Raw genomic sequence first — 22,996 nt, forward strand, 5'->3', positions numbered from 1 at the left:
CCCAGGCGCCACCTATCGTGCCCATGCTCCGCGTGGGTATGCCGCTCTGGACGCTCTGCGTCCTCTATTCCAGTTCGTGGAGGACTTTCGATACGTTATCGACGAAAAAATCCACGCTTTGCCGGGTGGTGCACATCGGGGGTTTGATTTTGAGGATGTTCAGGTAGTCGCCGGTCGGCTGCATGAAGATGCCCAGTTCACGCAGGCGCTCGCAAAGCTGCGCGGTTTCTTCTGTGGCAGGTTCCAGGGTCTGGCGGTCGCGGACCAACTCCATGCCCAGATAAAAACCCATGCCATGCACCGCGCCTACCAGCGGATGTTTATCGTCCAGAGCCTGCAGGCGCGCCTTGAAGTGATCGCCCACGAGCCGGGCATTGTCCCAGAGCCTTTCCTCCTCCATGACGTCCAGCACTGCCATGCCGATCCGGCAACTGACCGGGCTGCCACCGGATGAGGAGAAGAAATAGCCCTCGGCCTCCAGCGCCTCGGCGATCTCACGACGGGTGATGACCGCGCCCAACGGATGGCCGTTGCCCATGCCCTTGGCCATGCTGATGATATCCGGCACCACGCCCTGCTCTTCGAAGCCCCAAAAGTAATGACCCAGACGGCCATAACCCACCTGCACCTCATCGGCAATGCATACACCACCCGCAGCGCGAATCTTCTGATACACCTGTTGCAGATAGCCGGCAGGCAAGGAAATCCCGCCCGCATTGCCATACACCGGCTCGCAGATGAAGCCCGCCACCTGCCGTTGCTGCTCTGCCAGCGTGACGAGTACCTGATCGATACTGCGCACATACTCCGGCGCACTGTCAGCGCCACGAAACGGCCCGCGATAGGTATTGGGTGCGGTGACCGGATGCACCCAGTCCGGGCGGGTACTGAGTGCCTGCGGGTTGTCGGCAATCGAGGTGGAAATGGCGTCGGTCGCCACCGACCAGCCGTGATACGCCTCCAGCACACTCAGCATGTCGCGTCCGCCGCTGTAGGCCCAGGCCAGCCTGATTGCCAGGTCGTTGGCCTCGGTGCCGCTGTTGACCAGAAACACGCGGTCCATGCCCTCGGGTGCAAGCTCGAGCAAGCGCTCAGAGAACTCGGCAATCGCCGCGTAATGAAAGCGCGAGTTGGTGTTGAGCAGCGACCACTGACGAGCCGCTTCATGGGCCATGCGCGGGTGGCCGTGGCCGAGGACCGCGACGTTATTGAGCATGTCCAGATAGGAACGGCCCTGCATGTCGATCAGGTGATTGCGCCAGCCACGCTCGATCTGCGGCGGAGCCTGATAGTAGTGTTTTTGCGAACGGGCGAAGCTGGCATCACGCCGCGCCAGCAATTGCGCGGCGTCTGCGAGCGCTGGAGCGTCACAATCAAAACCGAGCAAGGTCGACGGCGACGGGCACACGGTGCGCCAGGCTGCCGCCCAGGCAGGTGTGGTGAACAGCGGCGGGCTAAGGTCTGCCGTGGTGCACAGTTGCAGCAACAGCGAACCACCGCCCTGCCCGATCAGCGCGCCTGCTGACACTTGATCAGCCAGTGAAGCATCCGGCAGCACGCCCCACAGCTTCAAACTTATGCCCTCGCCGACCAGCAGCAATGCCGCATCCGCGGTCAGCCGCAGAGTGCCGTTGAACGGTGCATGCAGCGCCGTTTCGGCGGGCACATGCAATTCAACGTGCAGGGCAAAAGTTTCGGGCTCCTTAGCGCTGTCAGGCAAGGTGCGCGACAGACGGTATTCCCCAAAGCGGCTGGCTGCCAGGCCATCATCACCCGCAGCCTGGGAGAGCAGGTATTCGTCAATGCCACTTTGCTCCCAGTTGCCTGCCACAAAGTGCTCACTGAGCACACCCAGATCCACCACTGTCGGCTTGAGCCCTTGTAGAACGGGCAGCATCGGCTGGTAAGCGGGCTGACCGGCAGGCGGAAATTCCACACCCACGGCCTGCAGAATCGCCGCTTCCATCAGCGCCATCGGCACCGAAGTGGCGACGTCGAAGATGTTCCATTCCCCGGCAAGGTTGGCCTGGATGTACGCGTTGTCCGGCTCGATGCTGGCCTGCTGTTCGCTGCTGAGCACCAGCACTGCGGATCGAGCGACAATCAGCGGCCAGAGCGCCTGCAATTCTTCGGTCTTCAGCGGATTGAGGGCGTGGTAGGCGCGAATGGCTGGCAGGATGTACAGCGGGTCGCCGTCGGCATGGTGCAGCAGCGCCGCGCAGGTCACCGACAGGTCGGCCACTCGCCAAGTGCTGACCAGATCGCCGAAGTCGATCAACCCCTGCAATTGCCATTGGCGCTGTGCATCACGCAGCCAGACCACGTTGTGCTCGGTGATGTCCAGATGCACCGCCTGTATCGGCAGCGCTGCTATCAATGGCAACAAACGACGATGAGCCTGTTCACCAGCCTCGATGACACAGGCGCGAGCGTCGGCGTCCTTGATCACCGGCAGCAGGTGCTTGATCAGCGCATGAGCGTGGCGCGGATCCCATTGCAGAATGCGCTCCAGGCCAGGATGCTCGAAGCCTGCCAGTGCCAGGTCTACACGGGCACACAGTTCGCCCAACCCGACCACCACCTCATGGCCCAGATGCCCGGCGTGCCCCAGTGACTGCCCATCAATGAATTCAAGCAAGCGCACGTGCACCGCCTGCCCGTCGATCCTGATGGATAACAATTGCCCGCCGTCATTGGCGCCAACCACGCCGGGCACGCCAACGGCGCTGTGGCTGCTCAGGTGTTGCAGCGCCGCGTGCTGGGCGTTCAGTTCGGTGATCGAATAGGCCCCGTGGCAGGTTTTCAGCACATAACGCCGCGTGTCGGTTTCAAGCAGAAAGTTGCGATCCTGTTGGCTGCCCAGCGCTTTCAGCGTGCCGCTCAAGCCGTAATGCTGCGCGAGCAATTGCAGCGCCTGATCCACGCTCACCTCGGGACAAGGCAGACTGGACCGGCGGATGAGCGTGGCAAGCGGCATGGAGAACCTCGATCTTGTTGGAAGGCCCGGGCTCGACGAGCAAGGCGTCATGGGCAGTCGCGCAACTATAAGGGCATTGACGGGGGATTGCTCTGCACTCCCCATCAGCACGAGTACTTCAGTGTTGAAAGCCCGCCAGAGTTTTATTCAACCGCCTGCTCGGGTTTAATGGCCTTATCTCGCCATATGCGCTCAAGCGCTATGCTGCTATTACGTCAAAACACACAAGAAGGTCAGTTAATGCGAATACTCGTTACCGGGGGCGCAGGTTTCATTGGCTCTGCACTGATCCGCCACCTGATAAACAACACCGAACACGAAGTGCTGAACTTCGACAAGCTGACTTACGCGGGCAATCTTGAATCGCTGCAGTCAATTGCGACCGACACGCGCTATGAGTTCGTTCAGGCCGATATCTGCGATCAGGCCAGCGTCAGCGCGGTGCTGGAACGGTTTGCACCACAGGCGATCATGCACCTGGCGGCCGAGTCCCACGTCGACCGTTCCATTGATGGCCCGGCCGAGTTCATCCAGACCAACATCGTCGGCACCTACAGCCTGCTGGAAGCCACGCGCGCTTACTGGCTGAAACTGCCGGAAGCTGAACGTCAGGCGTTCCGTTTTCACCATATCTCTACCGATGAGGTGTATGGCGACCTGCACGGCGTCGATGATCTGTTTACCGAAACCACGCCCTATGCGCCCAGCTCGCCCTACTCGGCGAGCAAGGCGGCGTCGGATCATCTGGTGCGCGCCTGGCATCGCACCTACGGCCTGCCTGTCGTGGTAACCAACTGTTCCAACAACTACGGGCCGTTCCACTTTCCCGAAAAGCTCATCCCGCTGGTGATTCTCAACGCCCTGGCGGGCAAGCCGCTGCCGGTGTACGGCAATGGCCTGCAAGTGCGCGACTGGCTGTATGTCGAGGATCACGCACGAGCACTGCTCAAGGTCGTGACCGAAGGCAAAGTCGGCGAGACGTACAACATCGGCGGTCATAACGAGCAGAAAAACATCGACGTCGTCCGCGGTATCTGTGCGCTGCTCGATGAGCTGGCCCCGCAGCACCCGACGGGCGTCGCGCAATACAGCGACCTGATCACCTACGTGGTTGACCGTCCGGGCCACGACCAGCGCTATGCCATCGATGCCAGCAAAATCGACAACGACCTGGGCTGGACGCCCGAAGAGACCTTCGAGTCCGGGCTGCGCAAGACGGTGCAGTGGTATCTGGACAACCTGGACTGGTGCCGCAGGGTTCAGGACGGCAGTTATCAGGGCGAACGACTGGGTTTCACCGACCCAAAGGACCTGATTGCCTGATCACCCTACTTTTCGGCAGACGCGCGTGAGTGCAGACTGTCGAGCTGCCACCATTTATTGAAGATTGCAGGGGAAGCCACGTGAACGTAGTAGCGACAAAATTACCGGAAGTCCTGATTCTGGAACCCAAGGTATTCGGTGATGAACGAGGCTTCTTCTATGAAAGCTTCAACGCCAGGGCTTTTCAGGCTGCTACTGGCCTGACCCGTGAGTTCGTGCAGGACAACCACTCGCGTTCGCAGCAAGGCGTGCTGCGCGGCCTGCACTACCAGATCGAAAACGCCCAGGGCAAACTGGTGCGCGTCACCGTTGGCAAGGTGCTGGATGTGGCCGTAGACATTCGCCGCAGTTCGCCGAACTTCGGTCAGTGGGTCGGCGTCGAGCTGTCCGCTGAAAACGCCAGGCAGCTGTGGGTGCCGGAAGGTTTTGCGCATGGCTTCGTAGTACTCAGCGAGCATGCCGAGTTTCTCTACAAGACCACCGACTACTACACGCCGTCAGCTGAGCGTTGCATCGCCTGGAACGACCCGGACCTGGCCATCGACTGGCAATTCGACGGCCAGCCCAATCTGTCGGCCAAAGACCAGCAAGGCAAACGCCTGAAAGAAGCCGATCTGTTTCCCTGAACACATGATCACAGGCCACCCGGCGCAATGTCCGGGTGCCTGACGAGTCGGCGGCGGGCATAATACGCGCCTGATGCCCACGTCAGGATCGACCGGGTGTTTCTGTTGCCTGTACCGGCCTTGTCGCCGGCAGGCATCGCCAACCCTTCGGCGACGGCCAATCGATGACCATGACTTCTGCTGCTCTGCCGCCCCGCCCTCGCTGGCGCAGCCTTGCCCTTCTGGCACTGTGCCTGGCACCGCTGCTGTGGCCGCTGGAGCATCTGGCCGAACGTTATTACCGCAGCGTGCTGGCCAACCAGAACCGCCAGACCCTGGACCTGTACGTCGCCAACCTGCTCGGCACCCTGCACCGTTATGAAACCCTGCCGCAGATTCTCGGCGACCTGCCCGCCTTGCGCGGCGCACTGGCCGCACCGAGCGACGTCACCACCCTGAAAAACGCCAATCGTCTGCTCAGCGAGATAACGCGCCAGACCGGTGCCGACGTCATGTACCTGATGGACGCCAACGGCCTGACCCTGGCCGCTTCGAACTCGGAGCAGAAGGACAGCTTCATCGGCCGAAACTTTTCCTTCAGACCCTATTTCATCGATGCGCTGGCAGGCAGAACCGGGCGCTTCTTCGGCCTTGGCACCACGTCGGCCAAGCGTGGCTACTTCTTCGCAGGCCCGGTGCGCGACGGTGATCGGGTGATCGGCGTGCTGGTGATCAAGGTCGACCTGGACCACACCGAAACACTGTGGGGCAAGACGCCCGAGCAACTGCTGCTGACCGATCAGAACGGCGTGGTAATCCTGACCTCCAACCCGGAGTGGCGCTTTCGGGCGACCCGCGACCTGACCGATGACGAGAAAAAGGCCATTGTCGCGATCCAGTCCTACCCGACCCGCGATCCGCGGCCTCTGAGGATTGATGAGCACGCCTGGCTGACCCAGACCCAGGCCATCGAAGAAACCGGCTGGAACGTGAACATTCTCGCGCCTCGCGCCCTTGTCGACCGCCAGGTACGCACGGTGGTGGCGATTGGCGGCGCAGCGCTTCTGGTGCTGATGTTGTTGCTGGGGCTGATGATGCAGCGTCGCCGTCATTATCTGGACCGAATCGCCTTCGAAGCCAAGGCACGTCGCGAGCTGGAAATGCGGGTTATCGAGCGCACCAGCGATCTGGAAGGGCTCAACAGTCGTCTGCGCCAGGAAGTGCTGGAGCGCGAACAGGCGCAGCAGGAACTGGTGCAGGCGCAGGACGAACTGGTGCAGACCAGCAAGCTGACCGCGCTGGGCACCATGTCGGCGAGCATCAGCCACGAATTGAATCAGCCCTTGGCCGCCATTCGCAGTTACGCCGAAAACGCCGAAGTGCTGCTTGATCATCAGCGCACCGAAGACGCGCGCGGCAACCTCAAGCTGATCAGCGAGCTGACCGGGCGCATGGCCTCGATCATTGCTCACTTGCGCGCATTCGCCCGCCGTGACCGGCACGCCCCTGAAAGCGTGGCGCTACAACCGGCGCTGGACGATGCGCTGGCGTTGCTGGCCAAGCGGCGGCGCGCCATGGAAGTCGAGCTGATCCGAGACCTGCCGGACGCAACGCTGTGGGTACAGGCCGGTGAAACCCGTCTGCGTCAGGTGCTCGGCAATCTGATCGCCAACGCGCTGGACGCACTCACCGAAAAAGGCCCGCCGCGCAGGCTGTGGATAAGTGCCGAGCAAACTGCCGAGGGCGTCAATCTGTACATTCGTGACAACGGCCCCGGATTTTCTCAGGAAGCACTGGCGCGGGCCCGCGAGCCATTCTTCACGACCAAGACCCGTACCCAGGGCCTTGGCCTGGGTCTGGCCATCTGCGATACGCTGATGCGCGCGCTGGGCGGCGAATTGCTGTTCGCCAACCATCCGAGCGGCGGCGCAGTGCTTACCCTGCGCCTGCGTGCCGGCGCTTCCGGGGCCAATCTTCAACCGCCAGAGGACCTTTCCGCATGAGTTCGGACACAGCCATCGACAGCCAGATTCAAGTGGTGCTGATCGACGACGACTCGCACCTGCGTCAGGCGCTTCGCCAGACGCTGGACCTGGCTGGACTGAACGTTCTGTCGCTGTCCGAGGCAACCGGGCTGGCCGAACGCATCGGCCGCGACTGGCCAGGCGTGGTGGTCAGCGATATCCGCATGCAGGGCATGGATGGCCTGGAACTGCTCGACCAGCTTCACGCGCAGGACCCCGACCTTCCAGTGCTGCTGATCACCGGTCACGGCGATGTGCCGCTGGCGGTCAAAGCCATGCGCGCCGGAGCCTATGATTTTCTGGAAAAGCCCTTCGCCAGCGATGCCATGCTCGACAGCGTGCGCCGGGCTCTGGCGCTGCGCCGTCTGGTACTGGATAACCGCAGCCTGCGCCTGGCCCTGAGCGATCGCCAGCAATTGAGCACACGTCTGATCGGTCAGTCACCGTCGATCCTGCGTCTGCGTGAACAGATCGGAGCCTTGGCCGGGACTCGCGCTGATGTGTTGATCCTCGGCGAAACCGGTGCGGGCAAAGAAGTGGTGGCGCGCGCTCTGCACGATCTGTCCAACCGTCGCAGCGGCCCGTTCGTGGCGATCAACGCCGGCGCGCTGGCTGAATCGGTGGTGGAAAGCGAGTTGTTCGGTCATGAACCCGGTGCCTTTACCGGCGCGCAGAAGCGACGTATCGGCAAGTTCGAGTTTGCCAACGGCGGCACGCTGTTCCTCGATGAAATTGAAAGCATGAGCCTGGATGTCCAGGTCAAACTGCTGCGCCTGTTGCAGGAACGCGTGGTCGAGCGAATGGGCAGCAATCAGCAGATCCCGCTGGATATCCGCATCATTGCGGCGACCAAGGAGGACCTGCGTCAGGCAGCTGATCAGGGCCGCTTCCGGGCGGACTTGTATTACCGGTTGAACGTGGCCTCGCTGCGTATCCCGCCGTTGCGCGAACGTGGCGAAGACGCGCTGATGCTGTTCGAGCATTACGCCGATGCTGCGAGCATGCGCCACGGCATTCCCAAGCACGAACTCAAGCCCGGCCAGCGCGCGCTGTTGCTGCGTCATAACTGGCCGGGCAACGTCCGGGAACTGCAAAACGCCGCCGAACGCTTTGCGCTGGGTCTCGAGCTGGAGCTGGAGGGCGGCGATGCAGAGCAGGCGCCACCGCCGGGCGGCGGCTTGAGTGATCAGGTGGAAAGCTTCGAACGGGCCTTGATCGCCGCCGAGCTGGCTCGCCCGCACAGCTCGGTTCGCAGCCTGGCGGAAGCGCTGGGTGTGCCGCGCAAAACCCTGCACGACAAACTGCGTAAACACGGCCTGACGTTTGGCGACAGCAGCGGAGCTTCCGATGACCACGATTGAGCCTGAACATGACGCAGCCCGCGAACTTGAGCAGGTGCTGCACCACGACATTCCGCTGACCCGCGAAATGGGCATGCGCGTGATTGACTGGCACAACCAGACACTGCGCCTGCACCTGCCACTGGCACCCAACGTCAATCACAAGAACACGCTGTTCGGCGGCAGCCTGTATTGCGGCGCAGTGCTGGCGGGCTGGGGCTGGCTGCACCTGCGGCTACGCGAGGCCGGGATCAGCGATGGGCATATCGTGATTCAGGACGGGCAGATCAGTTATCCACTGCCGGTACGCACCGACGCCATCGCCCGCTGTGATGCGCCAGAGCTGGCGCTGTGGGACAAGTTCATCACCACCTACCAACGCCGAGGCCGCGCCCGCATGACCCTGCACACCAGCATTACCGCGCAGGACAGCGAAGAACAGGCTGTTCGTTTTGTCGGGCAGTTTGTATTGCACCGGTGAAGCTGCGCGCAGTGGATGCACTGGACGCAGACCTGTGGGAGCGAACTTGTTCGCGAAGGCGTCGTTTCAAGCACTGGATTTGCTGTGGATTCACCGGCCCTTTCGCGAGCAAGCGAAGCGTCGCCCGGTTCGCTTCTACGCTCGCCGGGCAGAGGCCTTGAAGCCGGCCTCAGGACTGCGCAAGCACCAGCAGTTTGTCGCGCCATTCGGCGTTGGCAGGCAACGCCAGGAAGAACGGGTTGAGCAGCGATTCGCGTGCCGGGTAGCTGAACGGTTTGCCGTCCAGTTGCAGCACTTCGCCACCAGCGCCTTCAAGCACGCCTTGCGCCGCAGCGGTGTCCCATTGCGAAGTCGGGGCCAGTCGCGGGTAGCAATCGGCAGCACCTTCGGCCAGCAGGCAGAATTTCAATGAGCTGCCGATATTGGTCAGCTGCAAATGCCCAAGCCCGCTCGACAGGCCAGCCAGCAAATGCTCCTGCTCCGGACTGGAATGACGGCGGCTGGCGACTACGGTAAAGGTCTGCCCTTCGCCCGGCTGAGTGCGCACGGCAATCGGCTGGAGGTGGTCGATGTCATCGCTGCGCCAGGCACCCAGCCCTGCACCGCCGAAGTAACAACGGTTGTTGGTGGGCATCGACACCACACCAAACACCACACGACCGTGTTCAATCAGCGCGACGTTGACGGTGAACTCCTCACTGCCGGAGATAAACTCCTTGGTACCATCCAGCGGATCGACCAGCCACCAGCGCTCCCATTTCGCTCGCTCGCTGAACGGGATGTCGGCGTCTTCTTCAGAGAGCACATGAATGCTCGGATCAAGCGCCTGCAAGCCCTCGACCAAAACCTGGTGGGCTGCCAGGTCGGCGGCGGTCACTGGCGAGTCGTCGGTCTTGGTGGTGACGGTGACATTGGCTCGCCAGAACGGCAGGATCACCTCGCCCGCCAGGCGGACCAGTTCAATCACCGGGGCGAGCAGCGGATGTGGCAGGTTTTGTAACGAATCGGTCATGGCTGGAACAATCCACGCTGGGTTAGCAGGTCACGGGTCAGGTACAGCGCAGCAAGCGCCCTGCCTTCACTGAACTGGGCATTCTGCGCAAGACTCGACAGCTCGCGCAGGTTGATCCGGTCGACCCGGATTGGCTCGGGCTCGTCGCCTTCCAGCCGCTCTTCATAAAGGTCAGTGGCGAGGACCACCTGAATTTTCTGGCTCATGTAACCGGGGGACAGCGACAGTTCAGTCAACAATTCCAGTTGCCGGGCACCAAAACCGGCTTCTTCCTTGAGTTCGCGGTTGGCGGCCGCCAGCACGTCTTCGCCGGGCTCGATCAGCCCCTTGGGCAGGGACAGCTCGTAGGCATCGGTACCACCGCAATATTCTTCGATCAACACCGCGTGGTCGGCATCGAGCATGGCCACGATCATCACCGCGCCGGGCCCCGTCCCCCGGCTGGCCAGACGCTCGTAGGTCCGCTCGACGCCATTGGCAAAGCGCAGTTGCAGCTCTTCAACGCGGAACAGACGACTACTGGCGACAATTGCACGGGCAAGTACGGTAGGTTTCTGACGCATGACAGGCTCCTTTACATGAACGAGGTACTATACCGAGCTTTTCCCGATGTCTGTGTCGGATATGCTTACCCGCTCTCAACCCCTGACGAGGCCTGAATGCTTTCCATGCCCTGGAGCGAAATCGATACCGTCCTGCTGGATATGGACGGCACGCTGCTCGACCTGCATTACGACGAACACTTCTGGATGCAGCACCTGCCGCAGCGCTACGCCGAACTGCACGGCGTCAGTTTCGCCATGGCCTGGCTGGAGTTAAAGCCGCTGTTCGAAAACAACGCGGGCACGCTCAATTGGTACTGCCTGGATTTCTGGAGTGCCGAGCTTAAACTGTCGGTTCGCGACCTGAAACGCGAAATTGCGCACATGATTGCACTGCGCCCGGACGCCGAGACCTTTCTCGCCGCCATCAAGCAAGCAGGCAAACGTGTGATCATGGTCACCAACGCGCACCGCGATTCGTTGTCGCTGAAGATGGAGCGAATCGAGCTGGCGCCTTATTTTGAGCGCCTGATCAGCTCTCACGATTACGGCTTCCCCAAAGAGAGCCAGCATTTCTGGGACGCCTTGAAGGCCGACACTGCGTTTGACCCGGCACGCAGCCTGTTTATCGACGACACCTTGCCGATCCTGCGCAGCGCCCGCCACTTTGGTGTAGCCCATTTGCTGGCCGTCAGCCAGCCCAACAGCCAGAAAGGCCCGAAAGACACCGAAGAGTTCGCTGCGGTGGACGATTATCGGGAGCTGATCAAGGGCGTGCTCCATCCTTCAGCCTGAACGCGTAGAATCGGCTGTCTGGACGGCCCAGCGGAGTGAATATGGACATCAAGCAACTTAAGTTTCTGATCGCCCTCGATGAAACGAGGCACTTCGGCCATGCGGCTGCGCGTTGCAATATCACCCAGCCCACCTTGTCGATGCGTCTGCGCAATCTGGAAGAAGAACTCGGTTTGCCCCTGGTCAATCGGGGCCAGCGTTTTGAAGGCTTCACTGCGCCAGGCGAACGCGTGTTGGCCTGGGCACGCACGGTACTGGCAGCCTACGACGGCCTGCAGGCTGAAGCGGCTGCCTGCCGGGGGCACTTGGTCGGCACACTGCGCTTGGGTGTAGTGCCGCTGTCGAGCTTCGATCCGCTGCCATTGCTGCACCGGCTGCACCAGATGCACCCCAACCTGCGCTTCGAGCTGTCGTCACTGAGTTCCGAGCAGGTACTGGAACAACTGGCGAGCAATCGTATCGATCTGGGCGTTTCGTACCTGGAACGGCTGGACACCGAACGCTTCGACTCGCTGACCCTGGACGACACGCGCATGGGGCTGCTGTATGACCGTCGGCACTTTACCTTTGGTGACGAACCGTTGAGCTGGGCCGATCTGGTCGAATTGCCGCTGGGCACTCTGACCAGCGGCATGCATTTTCGCCAATCGATCGATCACAACTTCCACAGCCGTGGCCTTCAGCCCAATCCGTTGATCCAGACCGATGCCGTTCATCAGTTGCTGCAGGCCGTCCATGGCGGTTTTTGCTGCGCGATCATGCCGCTGGATGGCGGCCTGGAAACGCTCACCGAGCATTTGCGCCTGCACCCGATCGCCGACGCCCGTACGCTGGCCCGGCTGGGGCTGATCATGCGCCGCAGTGCACCGCGCTCGGCACTGGCTGAAGCCTGCTTTGCGCTGGTAGCAGAAATGCCGCGCTAGAGCGTTGATCGACGTCATCTATCGGCACATCAGCACTAGCGATTAGACGATTTACCAGAACGGGCCTAGTCTTGCAGATGTCATTCTGCCGGTATTTCAGCCCATGCCCGTTACGCGCAAGGTCAGCTCGGCGTCCTTTGCTACGCCAGCCCCCGAAGCAAGCCAGTCTTACAGCTACTCGAACCTCGAGGGCACGGACTCTGCACGTAACGAACTTGCCGAAGAAGTGGCACTGGCGATTGCCTACAACGGCATCAGCCAGGCAGTCATGCTGGTCAGCCCCACCGATCTGGAAGACTTTATCGTCGGCTTCAGCCTGGGCAGCGGCATCATTGCCTCGCACGACGAAATCTACGACTTCAAAATCAGCGGTTGCGGCTCGGCGATGCAGGCCGAAGTCGAAATCGCCAGCCGTGCCTTCTGGGAACTCAAGCAACAGCGTCGGCAACTGGCAGGCACCAGCGGTTGCGGGCTCTGTGGCGTTGAAGCGGTAGAGCAGGCTCTGCCAGAACTGAACGTGTTGCCCGGCGCACCCTTGCCGCCGATTGAGTGGCTGGAAGGCCTGCGTCAGCGCATCGGTGAGTTCCAGCCGCTTGGCCGCCATTGTGGCGCTGTGCATGCTGCGGTGTTCATGGACGGTAACGGCCAGCTGTTGCTGGGACGTGAAGACATTGGCCGCCACAACGCGCTGGACAAGCTGATCGGCGCATTGATCCGTCAGGACATCCCCTTGGCAGGCGGCGTCGCCATCGTGACCAGCCGCTGCAGCCTGGAACTGATTCAGAAAGTATTGCGCGCCGGCATCCAGACCCTGGTCAGCCTGTCGTCGCCCACCGGCCTGGCCCTGCAATGGGCCCGCCGCCACAACCTCAATTTAATTCACCTGCCGCAGCACAGTGCGCCGCGGGTCTATAGCCCTGCGATGGAGATTCAAGCGTGAGCACTCATCATCAAGCCGACAAGACACCTATCCCCCGCTACAAGCCATACAAAGGTGCGGCAGGCGGCTGGGGCGCACTGATCAGCGTGACGCAACACTGGCTGGGCAGTGACAACGCGCTGAAGAACCTGCGCATGATGCTCAAGACCAACCAGAATGGCGGCTTTGACTGCCCTGGCTGCGCGTGGGGCGATTCGCCGGAAAGCGGCATGGTCAAGTTCTGCGAGAACGGCGCCAAGGCGGTCAACTGGGAAGCCACCAAACGCCGTGTCGATCCGGCCTTCTTCGCCCGCTACAGCGTCAGTGCATTGCTGGAGCAGAGCGACTACTGGCTTGAGTATCAGGGCCGCCTGACCGAGCCTCTGGCCTACGATGCCGAAACCGACCGTTACAAGCCGATCAGCTGGGACAACGCATTCGCGCTGATCGCCAAGCACCTGAAGAACCTGCCCAGCCCGAACATGGCCGAGTTCTACACCTCGGGTCGCGCCAGCAACGAAGCAGCGTACCTGTATCAGTTGTTCGTGCGTGCCTATGGCACCAACAACTTCCCGGACTGCTCGAACATGTGCCACGAAGCCAGTGGTGTAGCGCTGTCGCAAAGCGTCGGCGTGGGCAAGGGCACCGTGACGTTCGAAGACTTCGAACACGCCGACGCCATCTTCGTCCTCGGCCAGAACCCCGGCACCAACCACCCGCGCATGCTGGAACCCCTGCGTGAAGCGGTACAACGCGGCGCGCAGGTGGTGTGCGTCAACCCGTTGAAAGAGCGTGGTCTGGAGCGTTTCCAGCACCCTCAGCACCCGGTCGAAATGCTCACCAACGGTGACCGTCCGACCAACACCGCCTACTTCCGCCCTGCCCTGGGCGGCGACATGGCGCTATTGCGCGGCATGGCCAAGTTCCTGCTGCAATGGGAGCGTGATGCACAGCTGGCGAATGAGCCGTCGGTCTTTGATCACGCGTTCCTCAACGAACACACCGAAGGCGTGCTTGAATACCTGGCCGCCATCGATGACACGTCCTGGGACGAGATTGTCGAGCAGTCCGGCCTGCCGCTTACTGACATCGAACAGTCAGCACGCATGTACGCCAAGGGCAAGAACGTCATCATGTGCTGGGCAATGGGTATCACCCAGCACCGCCATTCGGTTGCGACCATTCAGGAAATCGCCAACCTGATGCTGCTGCGCGGCAACATTGGCCGTCCAGGCGCAGGCCTGTGCCCGGTGCGCGGTCACAGTAACGTGCAGGGTGACCGCACCATGGGCATCAACGAGCGCCCACCGGTGTTCCTGCTCGATGCTCTGGAAAAACGCTTCCAGTTCAAAGTGCCCCGCGAAAATGGCCACAACGTGGTCGAAGCCATTCACGCCATGGCCGAAGGTCGCGCCAAGGTGTTCATCGCGCTGGGCGGCAACTTCGCCCAGGCAACACCGGACAGCCATCGCACTGCAGAAGCCCTCAGCAACTGCGACCTGACCGTGCAGATCAGCACCAAACTGAACCGCAGCCACCTGTTCCACGGCAAGGACGCGCTGATCCTGCCGTGCTTCGGCCGTACCGACATCGACATCCAGGCCAACGGCCCACAAGCCGTGACCGTGGAAGATTCGTTCAGCATGGTCCACGCGTCCAACGGACAGTTGAAGCCGTCGTCGAAGCAGATGCGTTCCGAGCCTGCGATCATCGCCGGTATCGCCAACGCAACACTGGGCAAGGCACCTGTGGACTGGTTGTGGCTGGTCGAAGACTACGACCGCATTCGCGACCTGATCGCCGACACCATCCCCGGTTTCAAGGACTTCAACGAGCGCGTTAAACACCCCGGTGGTTTCTACTTGGGCAACGCCGCCGGTGCCCGCCGCTGGAACACAGCCTCGACGCGCGCCAACTTCAAATCCAACGCGTTGCCGCTGAGCCTGATCCATGAAGACATCAGCTCGACCGGGCAGATTCCGGACCTGATCATGCAATCGATGCGCTCGCACGATCAGTACAACACCACAATCTATGGCCTGGACGACCGTTATCGCGGTGTCAAAGGCCAGCGTGATGTGCTGTTCGTCAACGAAGCCGACATCATTCGTCTGGGCTTTCAGCCGGGTCAGAAAGCTGACGTGATCTCAATCTGGAGCGACAACCGCGAGCGCCGCGTCAAAGGCTTCACCCTGCTGGCGTTCGACATTCCGGCCGGTCAGGCTGCGGCCTACTACCCAGAGGTCAACCCGCTGGTACCGCTGGAAAGCGTTGGCGATGGCAGCAGCACGCCGACGTCGAAGTTCGTGGCCATTCGTCTCGAGCGATCGGCAGAGTCGGCCCGCATCATCTGACGTTCATAAAAGACGCCCACAAAAAAGGCCCGTTTCGCTGGAAACGGGCCTTTCACAAGTAACCTCAGACTCTCTTTTCCGACTTAAGTTCCTTAGCCAAAACAATAACTTAGCAGTTTGTGTGGCAATCGTGTTACTCGTCGGAATTGCATTGCTACATTCTTCACTTGACACCAAGATCGCGCCGTCATCCCTATGAGATTCCATACATGAAGTATTCCTCGATACTGTTGTTGTCTCTTGCCTTGATCAGCGGTGCAGCCTCTGCAGGCAACCTCGAATCAGGCGCAGGCGGAGCATTGGGTGGGGTACTCGGCTCGGTCGTCGGTCAACAGCTCGGCGGCAGCACCGGTTCAGCGATTGGCGCTGGCCTGGGTGGCGCAGCCGGCGGTGCGGTCGGTGCAGACCGTCGCAACCGTACAGAAGCAGCCATTGGCGGCGGTCTGGGCGCAGCAGGCGGTAACGTTGTAGGCCGCAGCGTTGGCGGCAGCACCGGCAGCCTGATCGGCTCGGCGGTAGGCGGCGGCGGTGGTGCCGCACTCGGCAACTACATGGGCAACGAAAGCCGCAGCGATGATCGTCGTTATCGCGGTGGCCGTGATGATCGCCGCTACTATCGCGATCATGACCGTCGTCCGAAGCACCACGGCCATCGTCGTCATCGCGACTGATACAGCCGTTATTTACTGATGAATCAAAACCGGCCGCTCTTGAGCGGCCGGTTTTGTTTTAAAGCATCGCCTGCACCCATGCCCTCACCTGCGCATACGGATAATCCTCCAGCAAGGCAAAACCGCTGGTGGCGCGAGCCTTGAGTTTGGTGAACAAAGGCACGCTGATGCCGCACAGAAAGCGCGTCAGGCATTCGGCGCTGGGCGGCTGACCAGTGAAGTCCTGGTGCTTGTGGATAAAATCACCGCACACCTGCTGAAAGTCCCGGTTATCCAGAGGTTCCAGCGCAGGTGGCTGTGGAAGATGGGCGATCTGGCCGTGGCAGACCGAGCAATGGCCGCATTGCTCGGGCGCGTTGTAATCGCCGAAGTAGCGTGCCAACCGATGAGTCAGGCACTGATCACTGGAGAACACCTCAAGCATTGCATGAATGCGCGCAACTTCAGTGGCCTCGTGGTGGGCGAAATAATCGTGCAGCTCGACGCTCAGCGCCTGCGGGTCAAAGTTACTGCGCAACACGCTGTAGACCTCGGTCATCTGCTTACTTTCCAGCTCGATCCAGCCCTTTTCCTGAAGGTAATCCAGCGCCTTGACCACCCGCCCACGCTCGGCACCGTATTGCTGGTACATCGCGTCGAAGTTGACCGTGGCCCAGGTACGCGCCCGGCTGGACGTATCGATCAACGCCTGAACGAATTCGCGCCGCTCACCCTCGAAACGCGCCATCAGGTCGTGCGGTTGAAGCAGAAACTTGAAGCGGTACTCGGCGAAGTAAGCGTAACGCGGTGCGATGATTCCGCGCAGTTCCAGCTGCACCAGCAGGGTCTTCAACGGTAGCTGACGGATATTGCTGAGATCAGCCAGCGGCCCGAGCAGAAACTCCCACTGCCCGTCATGGCGTGCATCGAGCAAATCCTCCAGCACACGGGCAATCCCCTCGCGCTCCGGCGTGTCGCCATACACAAAATTTTCCAGCACATTGAGGCTGTCGCGGTTGGCCAGCACCAGACAATCCGAGGCACCACCATCGCGCCCTGCCCGGCCGATTTCCTGGCTGTAGTTCTCGATGGATTTGGGCAGGTCGAAATGCACCACATTACGGATGTCGCTTTTGTCGATACCCATTCCGAACGCAATGGTCGCCACGATGCAGTTCAGGCTGCCGCCCATGAAACGCTTCTGAATCGACTCGCGCTGATCATTAGGCAGCCCGGCATGGTAAGCACTGGCAGGCAGACCATTCTGTTCAAGGTGCACCGCGACATGCTCGGCGGTCTTTTGCAGCGTCACGTATACGATTGTCGGTTGCCCGCGCCGCTCATTGAGCCACTCGACCAGCAGCCGCCTTTTGTCACGCCCGCTGACCGGCTTGACCCACAGGTGCAGGTTGGCGCGGTAGAAGCCGGTGGTGATGACATCCTCCGGGGTAATGGCGAATTTGTCCTGCATGTCAGTAATGACCTGCGGTGTCGCGGTCGCCGTCAGCAGCAGTGCCTGAGGGATGTTGAATTCGCGCTGGTAGTCCGGCAGCTTCAGATAATCAGGCCGGAAGTTATGCCCCCACTCCGAAATACAGTGCGCCTCGTCGACCACCAGCAATGAAATCGGCACCTGGGCGATGAAGTTGCGGAAACGTTCGTTCTTCAGGCGCTCGACCGAGATCATCAGGATCTTCAGCTCTCCGGAACGCGCGCGAGCCATGACGTCGGCGACATCATCGCGGCTTTGCGCCGAATCAATGCTTGCTGCGGCAATGCCGTGGCGGTGCAAAAAGGCAAGCTGATCCTGGATCAGCGCCAGCAACGGCGAAACCACCAGCGTCAGATTGGGCAGCAGTAGCGCAGGCAATTGGTAACATAGCGACTTGCCTGAGCCCGTCGGGAAAATTGCCGCAGCCGAGCGTCCGGCCAGCACGGCGCTGATCGCTGCCTCCTGGCCTGGCCGGAACTGCGTGTAACCAAAAACCTGCTCAAGACGCTGGTGCATTCGCGGTTCATCCATCAGTCAAACAAAACGGTCCCAACCTTAGCGCGACAGGCCAAATGCATACACCACCAAAGCGTTACAGAAACACGGCGCGTGGCCGATAACGTTGAGATTTCATGCCTACTGCGTCAGCAGGCGCGGCGCTCACCTTCATACCGCTTGATCTGGAGCAGGAATGGATTCCACACAGCAACCCGAAGACGACGGGATCATCCGCATTCAGCGCCTTGTGCCGGGCCAGGTCGATGTCGTTCTGGGCGCGCATCCAAGCCGTAAACTTAGCGCTCGACCGGGCAAGTTGCGGCCCTACTGGCTATGGTTGGCAGGCCTTATCGTTGCGGGTTGCCTGGCCGGGCTGGTCGTGTCTCATGGGCGAAGCCCGAAGTTGGCACTGGCACCACCTGTCGAGCGACCTGCACCTGAACCAGAGACCACCGTGATCGACAGCGAACCGACAATGGTGGCAAGCCCCGCACCCGCGCCGTCGATCCATGCACCTGACCTGTTACCTGTCGCCGCAACCCGGGAACAGCCAGCCGCCGTGCAGCCGCTGGATAACTGCATGAAAAGCGGCAATGTCATCGATGAGAGCGTATTGAACTGTCGCTTTGGCCAGGTTCCTCGACCCGCTCAGGCAGAACCGGCGAAAGGCATGGTGTCCGCAGACTACATGGCTGACTTCAAAGCCAACACTGCTCGCAACCCCAATCGCTCGGCCCGGCCCTACAGCGTCGCGACGGCCTCCATCCGTGAATGGGACGGCAGAAACCGCTATCGGGCGCAGTGGCGGGTTTACGGCAACAGCATCGACGGCGACAGCGTCTGCGAAAACTTCGCCATTCGCTCATTCGAACGGCGCGAGTGTCGCAAGGCTGCGCAGGTCAACTTCAAGGAGGAATGCCGGGAGTGGACCAAACGTGCTGCCCGAAATCGCGACGAGGACAGTAAAAATGCCGAGCAGCGTTATTGTGAAGTGGCGGCGACTTTCTCGCCTTAGCAACACATTGAACCCCTCTGGAGCAACTGTTTCGCCGCTAAAACCGGTTTTTTGATGCGTGCGTTCACGGCCATCCACACACAAAACCTTACACATGTATAGCCAAAGGCTTACACGCAATAGGGAAGGTTGGCTATTTTTCACCTGCTATCAGCGCCGTAAGATTGGATCCAACAACTGGCGAACAAGGAGTTCGCCAGGATCAGGGACGATCGACCATCGCCGGGAAGGCAGCCGACAGGGAGTTGGAATGGTCTTGGTACAAACCCGCTTCGGCGGGTTTTTTATTGCCTGCGATTTTTGCTGTCGGCGAACCTGCAGATGCAAAATCTTTCCTGACGCCAGAATTCCTGCCCCTCACCCCGCTGTTTGAGCATGAACACGTGAGGTATAGCGAAAGGCTTACAAGCGGCGGGGGAACTTGGCTATTTCCGAACCTGAACGCGGCGCATAAGATTGGATCCATCAAGTGGTGAACAGGGAGTTCACCAGGATCAAGGATGATCGACCATCGCCTGGGAGGCGTCCGACAGGAAGTCGGGATGGTCTTGGAAAAACCCGCTTCGGCGGGTTTTTTATTTGCTGCAAGAAAATCCGGGGACGTTTATCAGCAAGCACCTTCCTCCTTGCGCTCGGCAAGAATCGGTGTGCGTTTCACTCACTCTCCTGTTGCCACCTGAACCACTCGTGGTGCCATCATCCCTCATCCGAGAAATATCCGCTCACAAGACGGCATCGTGATTTTATCGTCTTGAAGACGCAAACAGCGGGCAAATAAGTTCATCTTTTTAAGCTTAATTGCGTTCGAAATCGGATCCAGATAACGCTCCAAAGCCCTTATAAATCAAGGCTTACGGCTATATTACTGCTGCAATATTGACCAGTAGTGGCTCATAGCAATCATTGCTTACTGTAACAAAACCGAGAAAATATCCACCGTCTGTAGGAACTTTCCTACTGAAAATAGTGCCATAGACCACACTGCTGGCTAGACGACATCTATATGCCAGCACCAAATCCTTCCTCATAGTGGCGGTGCGTTTTGCTTTACGCACATGGCAAAACCACTTCATGAGCAGGTGTGCAGTCGAGAAATTCGCAACTCTTCCCCGTCCCCGGTCTGATCCGGGAAGCGGTCGTGAAGGGTTCAAGGACGATGTACCGATGACTCAGACGTTCGATATAGAAGCATTGATCAAGCTGCGCAAGCAGACGCGCGCTATTTCCGACGCGCTCAAGGTGCAGGCGTCCGACTACCTGTCGACCCTCGCGTTGCTGATACGCCCGCAGACATTCTTCGGTGAATACCTGCAGGGCGCGCAACGCAGCAGCGGTCGAGAAACTCAGCACCATTTCAAGGAGCTCAAGGAGCTCTATGACCGCATTGCATCGGCAGAGCCGTTCAAGCTGGTCAATGAACTGGAAGTGCCGCTCAACCTGATCAGTACGACGCCCGAGCTGTTCCCGCTCGAATACGACATGGTGCTGTCACAAAGCGGGCAGACCATACGCATCACCAGCCCGGTGCGTTGGGTGGTGGGCTTCAACTCCTTCGATCTGGCGCAGTTTCGCAAGGTAATCAAGGACCCGAATCGCAGTAGCGCCGAGCTGTATCGCTACGTTGTGCATTATCTGGTCCTGTTCTATTGCCTGAGCAAGTCACCGGGCATGAGCCGCCTTTTCGAAGGGTTGCGCTTCCCGGTCAGTTTCGAGCGCTTGAAAGACTTCGGCGATCTGCCGTTCTGCGTGATCAGCTCACCGGTGCGCTCCGAGCTGCCGGATGAGTCGGTCATTCGCAACAGCACGCAGATCGCAGGCAATACCAGCTTCGAAGAATTGGTCGGATACGAAAACATTCTGGAAATGAACGATGAAATTCGTCAGCGCCTTTTGCTGACGATTGAAGGACTCTAATCGCGCCTGGCCTGTCCAGGCCCGGTACGCAAACGACTTGCAGCGAGTTGCTCGCACAGGAGATGACGATGGCGAAGAAGGAAAGTACCCAGCACAAACTTGACCGCGTTCGCGCGCCTCGGGTTCATATCACTTACGACGTGGAAATTGGTGATGCTCAGGAAAAGAAAGAGCTGCCATTCGTTGTAGGCGTTATGGGCGATTTCTCCGGCAACCCGCTGGAGCCGCTGCCCAAACTCAAGGATCGCAAGTTCATCTTCATCGACCGCGACAACTTCAACGGCGTCCTGAAAGGCATCAAGCCGCGCCTGGCGTATCGCGTCGACAACACCCTGGCAAAAGACGGCACCCAACTCGGTGTGGAGCTGAACTTCAATGCGCTGGAAGACTTCGAGCCGCAGAACGTCGTGCGTCAGGTCGAACCGCTGCGCAAGCTGCTGGAAGTACGCAACAAGCTGGCTGACCTGCGTAACAAGATGGGTGGCAACGACAAGCTCGAAGAGCTGTTGATGGACGTGTTGCAGAACACTGAAAAGCTGAAAACCCTGGGCAAGGAATTCGGCCGTGAAGCCGCCGTTCCAGCCACCGACAGTAAAGAGTAAGGAGGAGCCTGACGATGACCGATAAGCAAACCGTGACTCAGCAGGACAGCGCTCTGGTTGAAGTTGAAAACTTCGCCCCGCAATCTTCCCTGCTCGACAGCATCATTTCCGAAAGCCGCGTTGCACGCTCCGAAACCGAGCGCACCCGTACCCGCGATCTGATCGGTGAGCTGGTAGCTCAGGTACTTGAAGGCGAGATGACGCCAAGCAAGGACCTGATTGCCGTGCTCGACGCGCGCATCGCCGAGATCGATTCGATGCTCTCCGAGCAAATGAACGAAATCATGCACGCCAGTGAGTTTCAGCAACTGGAAGCGTCCTGGCGCGGTCTGAAGTATCAGGTTGACCAGACCGAGACGAGCACCACGCTAAAAATTCACCTGCTCAACGCGTCGAAAAAAGACCTTGTGCGAGACCTCAAGGCGTCGTCCGAATTCGACCAGAGCGCACTGTTCAAGAAGATCTACGAAGAAGAGTACGGCACCTTCGGTGGTGCGCCGTTCGGCATGTTGCTGGGTGACTACGAGTTCAACCGCAATCCGGAAGACATGTACCTGCTGGAAGAGATCTCCCACGTGGCAGCCGCCGCCCACGCACCGTTCATCTCGGCTGCATCGCCTGAGCTGTTCGGTTGGGACTCGTTCACCGACATGGCCGGCCCTCGCGATCTGGCGAAAATCTTCGATACCGTCGAATACGCCAAATGGAAGTCGTTCCGCGCCTCTGAAGACTCCCGCTATGTCGGCCTGACCCTGCCGCACGTGCTGGGTCGCCTGCCATATGGCCCGGATACCACGCCAGTCGAAGAATTCAACTTTGTCGAAAGCGTCGACGGCCGTGACCACAACAAATACTTGTGGATGAACGCTGCCTACGCACTGGGGACCCGGGTGACCGATGCATTCTCCCGCTACGGCTGGTGTGTGGCGATCCGCGGCGTGGAAGGCGGCGGTCTGGTCGAAGGCCTGCCGACCCACACCTTCAAGACCGATGACGGCGAAATCGCGCTGAAATGCCCGACTGAAATTGCCATCACCGACCGTCGCGAAAAAGAGCTGTCGGACCTGGGGTTCATTCCTCTGGTGCACTGCAAAGGCACCGACTACGCCGCATTCTTCGGCACTCAGTCGACCCAGAAGCAGAAGCAGTACAACACCGACATTGCCAACGCCAACGCGCGTCTGTCGGCGCAACTGCAATACATCTTCGCGACCTCGCGTATCGCTCACTACATGAAAGCGATCATGCGCGACAAGATCGGCAGTTTTGCATCGCGCAAGGATGTCGAGTCGTTCCTTAATGAATGGCTGTCCGACTATGTCCTGCTTGATGACACCGCGAGCCAGGAAGCCAAAGCCAAGTTTCCACTGCGTGAAGCAAGCGTAGAAGTCGTTGAGGTGCCAGGCAAACCAGGCGCTTATAAGGCGGTCGCATTTTTGCGCCCTCATTATCAGTTGGATGAGCTGACAGCCTCGCTACGCCTAGTGGCAGAACTGCCACAGTCGACGCGTAGTTAATCCTATCCATTAG

General features: G+C 60.0%; 19 protein-coding genes. 15 read left to right on the forward strand and 4 right to left on the reverse strand.

Features of this window, described 5'->3' with window-relative positions; genetic code table 11:
- Nucleotides 1–64: 64 nt before the first annotated feature.
- Nucleotides 65–2,977 carry an aminotransferase gene (locus RYC18_RS18215; protein ID WP_316886566.1) on the reverse strand — a complete coding sequence of 971 codons (2,913 nt, stop codon included), beginning with the start codon at nt 2,975–2,977 and terminating at the stop codon, nt 65–67.
- 240 nt (nt 2,978–3,217) lie between these two features.
- Here RYC18_RS18215 and rfbB point away from each other — a divergent pair, with 240 nt between their 5' ends.
- The 5 genes from rfbB to RYC18_RS18240 all read left to right on the forward strand — a co-directional run bounded on the left by rfbB (nt 3,218) and on the right by RYC18_RS18240 (nt 8,750).
- Nucleotides 3,218–4,300: a dTDP-glucose 4,6-dehydratase gene (rfbB, locus tag RYC18_RS18220; protein ID WP_054098430.1), complete on the forward strand. Its 1,083-nt coding sequence runs from the start codon at nt 3,218–3,220 to the stop codon at nt 4,298–4,300.
- Between the two features lie 80 nt (nt 4,301–4,380).
- The gene (gene rfbC / locus RYC18_RS18225; protein WP_004654097.1) at nt 4,381–4,926 is read left to right on the forward strand and encodes a dTDP-4-dehydrorhamnose 3,5-epimerase; all 546 of its coding nucleotides are present in this window, start codon (nt 4,381–4,383) and stop codon (nt 4,924–4,926) included.
- Nucleotides 4,927–5,090: 164 nt separating this feature from the next.
- Nucleotides 5,091–6,908: an ATP-binding protein gene (locus tag RYC18_RS18230; RefSeq protein WP_054996741.1), complete on the forward strand. Its 1,818-nt coding sequence runs from the start codon at nt 5,091–5,093 to the stop codon at nt 6,906–6,908.
- Complete coding sequence (locus tag RYC18_RS18235; protein ID WP_005781662.1) at nt 6,905–8,290, forward strand: sigma-54-dependent transcriptional regulator; 1,386 nt, start codon at nt 6,905–6,907, stop codon at nt 8,288–8,290. The genes RYC18_RS18230 and RYC18_RS18235 overlap by 4 nt, the downstream gene beginning before the upstream one ends.
- Nucleotides 8,277–8,750 carry a YiiD C-terminal domain-containing protein gene (locus RYC18_RS18240; RefSeq protein ID WP_005759662.1) on the forward strand — a complete coding sequence of 158 codons (474 nt, stop codon included), beginning with the start codon at nt 8,277–8,279 and terminating at the stop codon, nt 8,748–8,750. The genes RYC18_RS18235 and RYC18_RS18240 overlap by 14 nt, the downstream gene beginning before the upstream one ends.
- Before the next feature lie 169 nt (nt 8,751–8,919).
- On the opposite strand, the gene cysQ is transcribed toward RYC18_RS18240, so the two are convergent.
- Both cysQ and nudE read right to left on the reverse strand, forming a co-directional pair.
- The gene (gene cysQ, locus RYC18_RS18245; RefSeq protein ID WP_057404879.1) at nt 8,920–9,762 is read right to left on the reverse strand and encodes a 3'(2'),5'-bisphosphate nucleotidase CysQ; all 843 of its coding nucleotides are present in this window, start codon (nt 9,760–9,762) and stop codon (nt 8,920–8,922) included.
- On the reverse strand, nt 9,759–10,325 hold the full coding sequence (gene nudE, locus RYC18_RS18250; RefSeq protein ID WP_005734101.1) for an ADP compounds hydrolase NudE: 567 nt from the start codon (nt 10,323–10,325) through the stop codon (nt 9,759–9,761). The genes cysQ and nudE overlap by 4 nt, the downstream gene beginning before the upstream one ends.
- A gap of 96 nt (nt 10,326–10,421) precedes the next feature.
- On the opposite strand from nudE, the gene yrfG reads away from it, so the two are divergent.
- The 5 genes from yrfG to RYC18_RS18275 all read left to right on the forward strand — a co-directional run bounded on the left by yrfG (nt 10,422) and on the right by RYC18_RS18275 (nt 15,966).
- Complete coding sequence (gene yrfG, locus RYC18_RS18255; RefSeq protein ID WP_316886567.1) at nt 10,422–11,099, forward strand: GMP/IMP nucleotidase; 678 nt, start codon at nt 10,422–10,424, stop codon at nt 11,097–11,099.
- Between the two features lie 41 nt (nt 11,100–11,140).
- Entirely contained in the window at nt 11,141–12,022 is an 882-nt protein-coding gene (locus RYC18_RS18260) for a LysR family transcriptional regulator (RefSeq protein ID WP_002551430.1), read from the forward strand.
- Between the two features lie 103 nt (nt 12,023–12,125).
- Nucleotides 12,126–12,962 (forward strand): formate dehydrogenase accessory sulfurtransferase FdhD, encoded by an 837-nt coding sequence (fdhD, locus tag RYC18_RS18265; protein ID WP_002551429.1) that lies wholly within the window; start codon nt 12,126–12,128, stop codon nt 12,960–12,962.
- Nucleotides 12,959–15,295: an FdhF/YdeP family oxidoreductase gene (locus RYC18_RS18270; protein ID WP_005734100.1), complete on the forward strand. Its 2,337-nt coding sequence runs from the start codon at nt 12,959–12,961 to the stop codon at nt 15,293–15,295. The genes fdhD and RYC18_RS18270 overlap by 4 nt, the downstream gene beginning before the upstream one ends.
- A 209-nt stretch (nt 15,296–15,504) precedes the next feature.
- Nucleotides 15,505–15,966, forward strand: coding sequence for a glycine zipper domain-containing protein (locus RYC18_RS18275; RefSeq protein WP_002551428.1), 462 nt, complete (start codon nt 15,505–15,507; stop codon nt 15,964–15,966).
- Between the two features lie 58 nt (nt 15,967–16,024).
- Here RYC18_RS18275 and RYC18_RS18280 read toward each other — a convergent pair whose 3' ends face one another.
- On the reverse strand, nt 16,025–17,953 hold the full coding sequence (locus RYC18_RS18280) for a RecQ family ATP-dependent DNA helicase (protein WP_316886568.1): 1,929 nt from the start codon (nt 17,951–17,953) through the stop codon (nt 16,025–16,027).
- A gap of 175 nt (nt 17,954–18,128) precedes the next feature.
- Between RYC18_RS18280 and RYC18_RS18285 the strand changes: the two genes are divergently transcribed.
- The 5 genes from RYC18_RS18285 (at nt 18,129) to tssC (ending at nt 22,983) form a co-directional block, all read left to right on the forward strand.
- The gene (locus tag RYC18_RS18285) at nt 18,129–18,950 is read left to right on the forward strand and encodes a hypothetical protein (RefSeq protein ID WP_005746639.1); all 822 of its coding nucleotides are present in this window, start codon (nt 18,129–18,131) and stop codon (nt 18,948–18,950) included.
- A gap of 500 nt (nt 18,951–19,450) precedes the next feature.
- A complete protein-coding gene (locus RYC18_RS18290; protein ID WP_125856974.1) occupies nt 19,451–19,630 on the forward strand; it encodes a hypothetical protein in 180 nt (59 codons plus the stop codon).
- Between the two features lie 484 nt (nt 19,631–20,114).
- Entirely contained in the window at nt 20,115–20,864 is a 750-nt protein-coding gene (locus RYC18_RS18295) for a hypothetical protein (RefSeq protein WP_003401916.1), read from the forward strand.
- Nucleotides 20,865–20,932: 68 nt separating this feature from the next.
- Nucleotides 20,933–21,466, forward strand: coding sequence for a type VI secretion system contractile sheath small subunit (tssB, locus tag RYC18_RS18300; protein ID WP_005734097.1), 534 nt, complete (start codon nt 20,933–20,935; stop codon nt 21,464–21,466).
- A 14-nt stretch (nt 21,467–21,480) separates the two neighbouring features.
- Nucleotides 21,481–22,983: a type VI secretion system contractile sheath large subunit gene (gene tssC, locus RYC18_RS18305; RefSeq protein WP_005746638.1), complete on the forward strand. Its 1,503-nt coding sequence runs from the start codon at nt 21,481–21,483 to the stop codon at nt 22,981–22,983.
- The last annotated feature ends 13 nt before the right edge of the window (nt 22,984–22,996 follow it).

Origin of the sequence: Pseudomonas syringae group sp. 247E2, assembly GCF_032587795.1 — a bacterium.
Lineage (GTDB): Bacteria > Pseudomonadota > Gammaproteobacteria > Pseudomonadales > Pseudomonadaceae > Aquipseudomonas > Aquipseudomonas amygdali.